Annotated in this window: 6 protein-coding genes and 1 pseudogene; 4 read left to right on the top strand and 3 right to left on the bottom strand. The window is 66.0% G+C overall.

Features of this window, described 5'->3' with window-relative positions; translation table 11 throughout:
* Positions 1-146: 146 nt before the first annotated feature.
* Positions 147-317 (top strand): annotated as a pseudogene (locus ABZV38_RS38840) (integrase core domain-containing protein); the annotation flags it as partial.
* Positions 318-498: 181 nt separating this feature from the next.
* Here ABZV38_RS38840 and ABZV38_RS38835 read toward each other — a convergent pair.
* On the bottom strand, positions 499-1,053 hold the full coding sequence (locus tag ABZV38_RS38835) for a hypothetical protein (RefSeq protein ID WP_356333492.1): 555 nt from the start codon (positions 1,051-1,053) through the stop codon (positions 499-501).
* A 287-nt stretch (positions 1,054-1,340) separates the two neighbouring features.
* Between ABZV38_RS38835 and ABZV38_RS38830 the strand changes: the two genes are divergently transcribed.
* On the top strand, positions 1,341-1,502 hold the full coding sequence (locus ABZV38_RS38830) for a hypothetical protein (protein ID WP_356333490.1): 162 nt from the start codon (positions 1,341-1,343) through the stop codon (positions 1,500-1,502).
* A 712-nt stretch (positions 1,503-2,214) separates the two neighbouring features.
* On the opposite strand, the gene ABZV38_RS38825 is transcribed toward ABZV38_RS38830, so the two are convergent.
* Together ABZV38_RS38825 and ABZV38_RS38820 are read right to left on the bottom strand one after the other, a co-directional pair.
* Positions 2,215-3,087 (bottom strand): YhjD/YihY/BrkB family envelope integrity protein, encoded by an 873-nt coding sequence (locus ABZV38_RS38825; protein ID WP_356333487.1) that lies wholly within the window; start codon positions 3,085-3,087, stop codon positions 2,215-2,217.
* Between the two features lie 371 nt (positions 3,088-3,458).
* Positions 3,459-5,048, bottom strand: coding sequence for a carboxylesterase family protein (locus tag ABZV38_RS38820; RefSeq protein WP_356333486.1), 1,590 nt, complete (start codon positions 5,046-5,048; stop codon positions 3,459-3,461).
* Positions 5,049-5,864: 816 nt separating this feature from the next.
* Here ABZV38_RS38820 and ABZV38_RS38815 point away from each other — a divergent pair.
* Complete coding sequence (locus tag ABZV38_RS38815) at positions 5,865-6,311, top strand: SRPBCC family protein (protein ID WP_356333484.1); 447 nt, start codon at positions 5,865-5,867, stop codon at positions 6,309-6,311.
* 247 nt (positions 6,312-6,558) lie between these two features.
* Positions 6,559-6,819: a hypothetical protein gene (locus ABZV38_RS38810; protein WP_356333482.1), complete on the top strand. Its 261-nt coding sequence runs from the start codon at positions 6,559-6,561 to the stop codon at positions 6,817-6,819.
* The last annotated feature ends 732 nt before the right edge of the window (positions 6,820-7,551 follow it).

Here is a 7,551-nt window from a genome sequence, read left to right as displayed (position 1 = left end):
ATCGCCCTCGTCATGCTCACCCTCGCCGGAGAACGTCCCACCCTCCCCGGCCGCCAACCCGCCACAGAGTGACCCACTCATACGGCAGGAGAGCCGGAAAAAAAGGCCCTGTCCAGCAGGGACCTCGCCGCTCGGCCGACCCTACCCGCACCCTGCTCGACGAATGGGCCTACGCGGAGCCCTACCGGACCGAACAGGAACGACGCGACGCCTACCCCGTCTGGCTGCACACCTACAATCACCACCGCGGACACACCGCGCTCAAGGGCCAACCACCCACCAGCCGCGTCCCCAACCTCACAGGTCAGTACACCTAGAGCGAGAGAGCCTGGACGTGGGGAGAACGGAAGGCACAAGACGTGCCTCCGGCGGGGGCGCTGAGACTCCGGGTGGGAGGGGGCGTCAGCAGTAGCGTCGGGCCCCTCCCCGTGCCGAAAATCGCCAAGCCCTTGACTCGACCATCAGGACTCCACCGACCGCGTGGGCGTCAACTGCCGGCTACGCGGGAGGCGCGAAAGGGTTCCCATTGGACGTTGATTGACCGTCTCGCCGCGTCCGCGGTGACGAGACAGGAGTCCAATCCGGTCCGCGGTGCGCCAGCCACCATCGTCCGATGGTGCGGAATTTCTCCTCGAACCCGCGATCCCAGCTGAGGACCCCGGTAGTGGGCGCGCGCAGACGGGTACGGCGACCGCTGGCCTCATAGATCACGACGGTCCGCTGCCCCAGGAAAGACTCGGTGTGGACGCCTTGCACGTCGGACCACGGGATGATCCGGCGGCGCAGATTGTGCACGACGGCCGCCGACGGCGTGAGGGTGATCCCGTGGCGCGGAAAGACGATCATTGCCAACAACGTCATGGCGATCCACAGCCAAAACGGGTTGGCAGCCCCAAGACTGAACGGATCCCCTCTCATCCAGTCCAAGATCTCGGTGATCTCGATGACAACACTGAGGACAGCAACGGGCAGAAGGGGCAGCGCGCGCTGGAAAAAGGTCAGCCGGTACCGGATGCGCTCCGGCGGCGAAGCCTCGGCCTGTGCTCGCTTCACCAAACCCCACCCCACTGCACCGTGCAGCCGTCGCTGCGCATGATCGTCGATGCAGCATGTCGGAGCAGAGCCGCTCTGTCCAGATCCCCCGCGCAGCGTGCCCCTGCGTGCCCGTTCAGTCGGAGACGAGCGAGGACCCACCGGGAATGGGGCGGCGGTTTCAGCCGCTCTCCCGCAGGTCAGCGCTGCCGCAGCTCGGTAGGCATCCGCATACGGGACCTGGCCATCCACGCGACCGCCACCAGGGGTAGCCTTCCTGTCCGTTCGAAGGTCCTTGGAGGCTCCCTGTGCACACCACCGTTTTCCTGCTGCGGAGCGTGCTGGGCCTTGGTGGCGGTCTGGTGGGCATCTGGGAGCTGACCCGTCAGGCTTCCGGGCCGGGCTGGAGGAAGCTGCGGGTCTGCTCTGCGGTGGCGGCTTTGACGCTCGCCGGGCTGCTCGCCGTCTAGAGGGGTGAGGCCACGGGCGCAGCTCCCGTGGCTGGCCGGTGGATTCTCAGTAGGTCGAAGAGGCCACCACTGGCCCAGTGGTTGAGACTCGACCGCCCATGGCCGTTCGCCACCCTGAGGCCGTGCCACTTGCCAACTCACCAGCAGCGGTCGCTCTGGTGACAGCGCTGTCCACCTTGAGCGCATCAGCTCTCACAGGATGGATGAGCCTACGTGTTCAGCGCCGAAAGATTGATCACCAAGCCGTCCTTGCCTCAGAGGAACGTGCAGCGGCCCAAATAGAGGGGCCCCCGTGCCACTTCTTCGGCTACTGATCAACCCTTAGTGTCTCGTGACTCGACAATTGAGACTCCTCCGCCCCCCCGTGAGCAGACTCCACCAGCTTGGGCTGACGAGATCCGGAACGGAGTCGAGCACCAGATGCAGGCTGCCGTACGTCGGGGGCTCAGCGTGCTTGCGCGGAGCATTGCGTTCGCGTGGTGCCTCGGTGTCGCAATCACCGGCCATGGCTCAATGCGCGTGGTCGCCGCCGTCATGCTTCTGGCGATTGCCGCGGAGGCCACGTGCTTCGTTCGGGAGGACCTACGGCCGCGGGTGAAGCGGCGCCGGGCGAGAGAAAGTGACCTTGGACACCGGCCAAAGCCGTTCCGCCGCCCTTTCTGTAGGAGCAAGGGACCCTTCGAGCGTGTCGGGCGGTGGCTGGCCGTGCCCATCAATGGTTCGAGCCCTTGATCCGATGATGAGAGACCTGTTCCCGTGCCGTGCGCCACCGTGTTCGAGTCTGCTCGACCACGCTGTCCCACTGCCGGCGGACCTCATGGTCGGAAGGGCGGTGGCCCTGACGGATCCGGCTGAGCTCGTCTCGTACTTCTCGTCCCAGTGCCGCCGATGCAACCAGGACGAGCATGGCTGCGAAGAGGGCGGAGATCATCGCGAAGACAGCACCGACCACCCCGTAGCGTGCTGCGGAGGAGTTGAAGAGACGCGGCATGTAGATGGTTGCGCCCACTGAATAGGCCGCCGTCAGGACGGCGCCGGTGACGCCGAAGGGAAGCAGGTCCGGCCAGCTGATCCGCTTCGCCGACAGGATCCGGCCGCTCCAGGCGAGGAATGCAGCGGTCACCAGTACCCCACACACCGAGGCGGCCAGACCCAGCGCGCCCCCGCCAATGAGCGCGGAGAGCAACGTGGTGACCGCTACGTAGCCACCGAGAGTGAGGATCCACCACAAGCCGTTGCGCGTGTTGCGCACACTGAGGGGCTTGAGTTCCCATGCCTGTTCGAAGAGTCGCTGTACGGCTCGCGCGAAACTCAGCACCGAGATCGTCAGAAACACGACCCCGAAGATGCCCACGCTTGCGCTGGTCGCTTCGGTAGGAGAGAACAGTGAGCTGACCGCCGTGGCGCCTGCTCCGGTGAGGTTGTAGCGCCTGATGACCCGCTCTGCGACGTCGTAGTGCACGAAGCTGCTCAAGACAGCGCCAAGGAGGATGGAGAGCGGGACCAACGCCGTCAAGGCGCTGGACGCCAGGGCCATCGAGCGGTCGAAACCCACGATCTTCTGAAACCGGTTGATGACCCGCAACGCGAAGGCAGGCCGCAGCCAGAACGTCAGCGTTCTGACGAGGCGCTCTCGATTGATCCCCGTCGTCCTGCCCTCCGTGAAGATCGGGACCTTTGTGGCGACGCGAGCCTAACGGTCGGTCGCCTGACCGATGAAGGGCGACACGAGAAGCAGCATGCCGGCCGCACGACATCCCGATGCCTCACATCATCACGTAATCCGCTGTACTTCGGGAGATCGGGGCTGAAAGGGAGCACGGTAAAGGCCCAGGGCACCGGTGGTAAGCCGGGAGCCTGGGCCCTGATTCTTCCTCCGCGATCCCTCGGGGAGTGGCGTCGTGCCACTCACGTGCCAGATGCCTCCTCCGGAACCTCCCCGGAGGGCTCGGGCGGTCAGCGCAGGGATTTCCAGAAGCCGTAGCGGTGGTCCTCGGCGAAGTCCACTGGGTGGATGCCGCCCGGCCCGGAGGTGAGGGACTGCGCGTTCGGTTCCGCTGTGGTGGTGGGCTTCCAGTCCGCCTCGCCCGTACGGGCGAAGTCCGTCCAGATGCGGATCATCGCGTTGGACAGGCCCTGCTGCGCCGGGGTGAGCGACTCGTAGGCGTCGAGCTCGAAGAGGTACGGGAGCTCAATGGTATGCGCGGCTCCCACCTCGAAATCGGGCTTCTGGTAGTTCGCATCCGAGTACCAGGGGACCTCACTGTCGGCGAAATCGTAGGTGTACGTGGGCACGTGGCCGGACAGCGCCCGGCCGTTGTCGACGGAGTACTGCGCCCAGTTTCCGTCGGTCAGGGCCGCCGCGAGCGCAAGGGCCGGTGAGTTGTCGTATGCGCTGATGGGGTAGCGGGCGGCGATGACGGAGGCTTGCACCTTGCCGAACTCCTCCTCCAGGCGAGCGTGGTAGTCGGCCTGGTCGATCTGCGCGTCCGGGTCGCCGGTGGCGGCCTTCTTAGCCAGCTCGAGGCCGTAGACCCTGCCCCGCTCCTCGTAGCGGTTGATGCCCTGCAGCACCGGGACCTTGTTGAACTGCCCGGTGGCGAACGCCTCCTGCGGGGTGCGGGGCAGAAGTTTGCCGCCGTAGACTGGCGTGTATTGGGGGCCCATACCGAAGGGATTCATCAGTTGCCCGGGGGAGGCGGTACGCCAGTCGTCCAGACTGTGCTCCCTCTCGATCTCGGCGGCGGTCGTCACGCCCTCCGCAGGGGCGTCCTTGCGGTCCCGATGGCCCATGGTGGCGGTGCACGGGGCGCTCTGCAGGATGACCCGGTCGAAGAGGCCGGCCGATGACGGGGCGACCAGATGGGCGCAGGTGCTGTAGCCGCCTGCGGACTGACCGAAGAGCGTGACGTCGTCCGGGTCGCCGCCGAAGGCGGTGGCATTGCGCTGCACCCAGCGCAGGGCCGCCTGCTGGTCGAGGAAGCCGTAGTTGCCTGACTCACCGCGCTTCTCCAGGTCCGGATGGGCGAGGTAGCCCAGAGCGGCGAGCCGGTAGTTGACCGTCACCACGATCACATCGCCCTGGGAGGCCAGCCGCTGGGCACCGTACATGGCGCCCTCGCCGTCCGTGTGGTCGCCGCCGTGCAGATACACCATCACGGGGCGGGGCCTGGTGGAGGCGGCGCGTGGAGTTGTGACGTTGAGGAAGAGGCAGTCCTCGTCGTCGGACCGGGGGCCGACCGGCGGAATGAGGCCGGTCTGGGGGCAGGCGGCGCCCGGCTCGGTGGCGTCCCGAACACCGTGCCACCTCTTGGCGGGCGCAGGGGGCGCCCAGCGGCGCTTGCCGGTGGGAGAGGCATCGTAGGGAATGCCCTGGAAGGTACGAACGGTGTCGGTCACCGTGCCGCGTACGTCGCCCTTGCGGGTCCATGCCAACGAGGCGTCACCACGGTCCGCCGCGACAGCGGTGTCAACGGCGCCTGCGGTGGCCACGGTGCCTGCGGCGAGAACGATGGCGATGGCTGCGTGTGCTGTCCGCTTCAACATGTGGACAAATGTATGAAGTTGACGATCTCGCGAGCAGCCAGTCAGCCACCGACTGCCGGGCAGGGCTAACCGCACCCTGAGCGTAGGGGTATCACCACCGACGAGCTGCGCCCATCCTTGACGGCCCGCCCGGCCCTGGGCCCGACGGGCTGGCGGACGGCTTTCAAGCTGTGCGCCACTCCATGAACCTGTGACGACGGAACAGCCTCCGGGATCCCCTGGGGAAGATCGTCAACTTCCGGCTGGGGAATTTCGCGAACGTCCACAGGCAGGGCTGAACGAGCACCGATCAGCGGCCGAACGACCGCGCTCAGGCTGTCGGCAGATAGGGCGTATCGAACTTACAAAGCAGATGTCGGCGGTTCGAAACCGTCCACGCCCACCAGTAGGAAGGACGGCAAATGCCCAGGTCACCGGTAGTAAGCCGGCAGCCTGGGCCTTGATCGTTCCTCCGCGACTCCGGCGGGGGAGCGGCATCGGCTCCACGGCTTCAGACAGCTACCAGGGAGCCTCGAAGGGCGGGCCCACATCGGGCAATTGCGAAGAGGCGAGGAGTCAGTCCGATCCGCAGCCGGCGTGCTGGCCCCGATCTCTCGCCTCATGGCAGCTCCAGCCCAAAGCCGGTCCGCCAACCGTGGGGGCCTCAGCCCGTGTGCCTGTACTTGTGTAAAAGAGCAGGTTGACCCACCCGTCTGGACCTGTCGGGCTGTGCATGAAGGAGCGATCGGATGAGGCTGGAGGGGCGAGCCCATGGGCGGCCGTAAATGAACGGCGGCGCCTCCTATGTCCCCATTCTCCGGAAGGAGCGTGATCAGCGTGGCCCGGAACCGCCGTCTGATCCTGAGCTCACCGTCCGAGGTTTGGCGCCTGCTGTCCAATGGCCACCGTTACGGGGAGTGGGTGACAGGAACCCAGCAGGTCCTTGCCGCGGACCCGCAGTGGCCAGAAGTGGGCGCCCGACTGAAAGTCCGAGTCGGCGCTGGCCCCCTGACCCTCGACGACACCTGCGTCGTCCGCATCTGCGAACCGCAACACCGCCTGGAACTGGAAGCGAAGGCAGATCCCTTCGGTGCAGCCCGCATCGCCATGAACTTGGTCCCCTGGGGCGAGAACACCCTGTTCACCCTCGACTGGCACCCCCTCCGGGGCCCCGGCACCCGGATGCACGGACTCCCCGTGGATTACGTCGTTGCGGTCCGAAACGGCATGATGCTGACGAAGCTGGCCCGGATCGCGGTGCGCGAGCATGGTGGAAGTGCTTGAGGTACCTGCCAGATCACTCGAGGCGGATCGGTGCTCGTCCCAGCTCAAGCAACCTGCTGATCATGGCGACCTCGCCGCTCATCGGCCAGCTGTGGAAGATCCTCTGGGTCGATGACCACCTCGGTCCTGTGGTCGGTGACGGTGCTGTTCATGGGACCGGAGTACGGAGTCGACCCGGCCGGGAAGTTTCTTCCTGATCTCGACGGCGAGCTCATTGCTGATCCTGGCACTCCGGTCCATCTGCATTGTGACGACCGTGCAGGGCAGCGGCAATGTGCGTGGCATCCGCCAGCCCATAGTTACCCGCCTCCCTGATCATCCTGATGGCCTCAAGTCTGTTATCAGCTTGCAGCAAGCGAAGGGCCTCGGTCTGGACCTCGGCAGGCAGGGACAACCCACGCGCGCGCTCCGGATCAGCTTGCTCGATTTTCTGCTGCAAGACGCGCTCAATCCATGGCTGCCGCGCCGTTTTCGACCTACGGCGAAATCTGAACACCGGCACCCCTGATTTTGGTCGCCGCAGGATACCCGGCGGCAGGGCTCTGTGCCACAGTCGTGCCAGACCGAGTGGAGAAGCACGGGGAACGACGGACAACCAAAGTTATGCAATCGAGTATCCCCAGGTCAGGAGATCGCCAGCTCAACGCCCAGGCGCAGCACTGATCTCCCAAAGCGGTGATTACTCGCCCGCCTGCCGTACGCCAGTGCAGGCCACCAGTGCGCCGCCGTCTTCGGTGAGGAAGAACATGAAGACCCATGCCCCATCGGCAGCTGTGACCTGCCCAAGGCGCACCGGCTGGTCATGTCGGCCGAGGAGCTGCACCGCTCGTTCCAGTCCCAAAGTCTCGATGCCCTTCCGCCGCGTGTGGCGAAGTCGGCGCGCATAGGGCTGGGCATGCGGACTCGGCGGGAGAAGCCCCATCCCACACAACGTAGGTAGCGCCGCTGAGGAGGGCAGCCAGGGCAGCCGCGGATGCCCCGTCGTCACCGGCCAGCAGCCGCACCAACAGATGCCGTTCCATAGTCACCCCCGCCGGGATCCTGCTGTACAGCAGCGAAATACCGCAACCGCAGCAGCCGTCCCCGCCCGGTAGTGTCCCTCCAGGGCCGTGCAGCGACCGGAACGGCCGTCGATGACCGATCCGGCTAGTGTCCTGCGTCGTAGATTCGTTGAATAAGTAGACTGTCTTCATGGCGAAGATGGGGCGGCCGATGGCCGAGCTGGCGTTGACCGATGACG

The organism is Streptomyces sp. NPDC005181 (assembly GCF_040608395.1).
Taxonomy (GTDB): domain Bacteria; phylum Actinomycetota; class Actinomycetes; order Streptomycetales; family Streptomycetaceae; genus Streptomyces.
The sequence above is the reverse complement of the archived record's forward strand: the minus strand, read 5'-3'. Positions and strand labels throughout refer to the sequence as shown.

What these genes read in the sequence shown, in the direction of transcription:
- ABZV38_RS38820 (WP_356333486.1), bottom strand. Translation starts at nt 5,048, where the DNA reads ATGTTGAAGCGGACAGCACACGCAGCCATCGCCATCGTTCTCGCCGCA.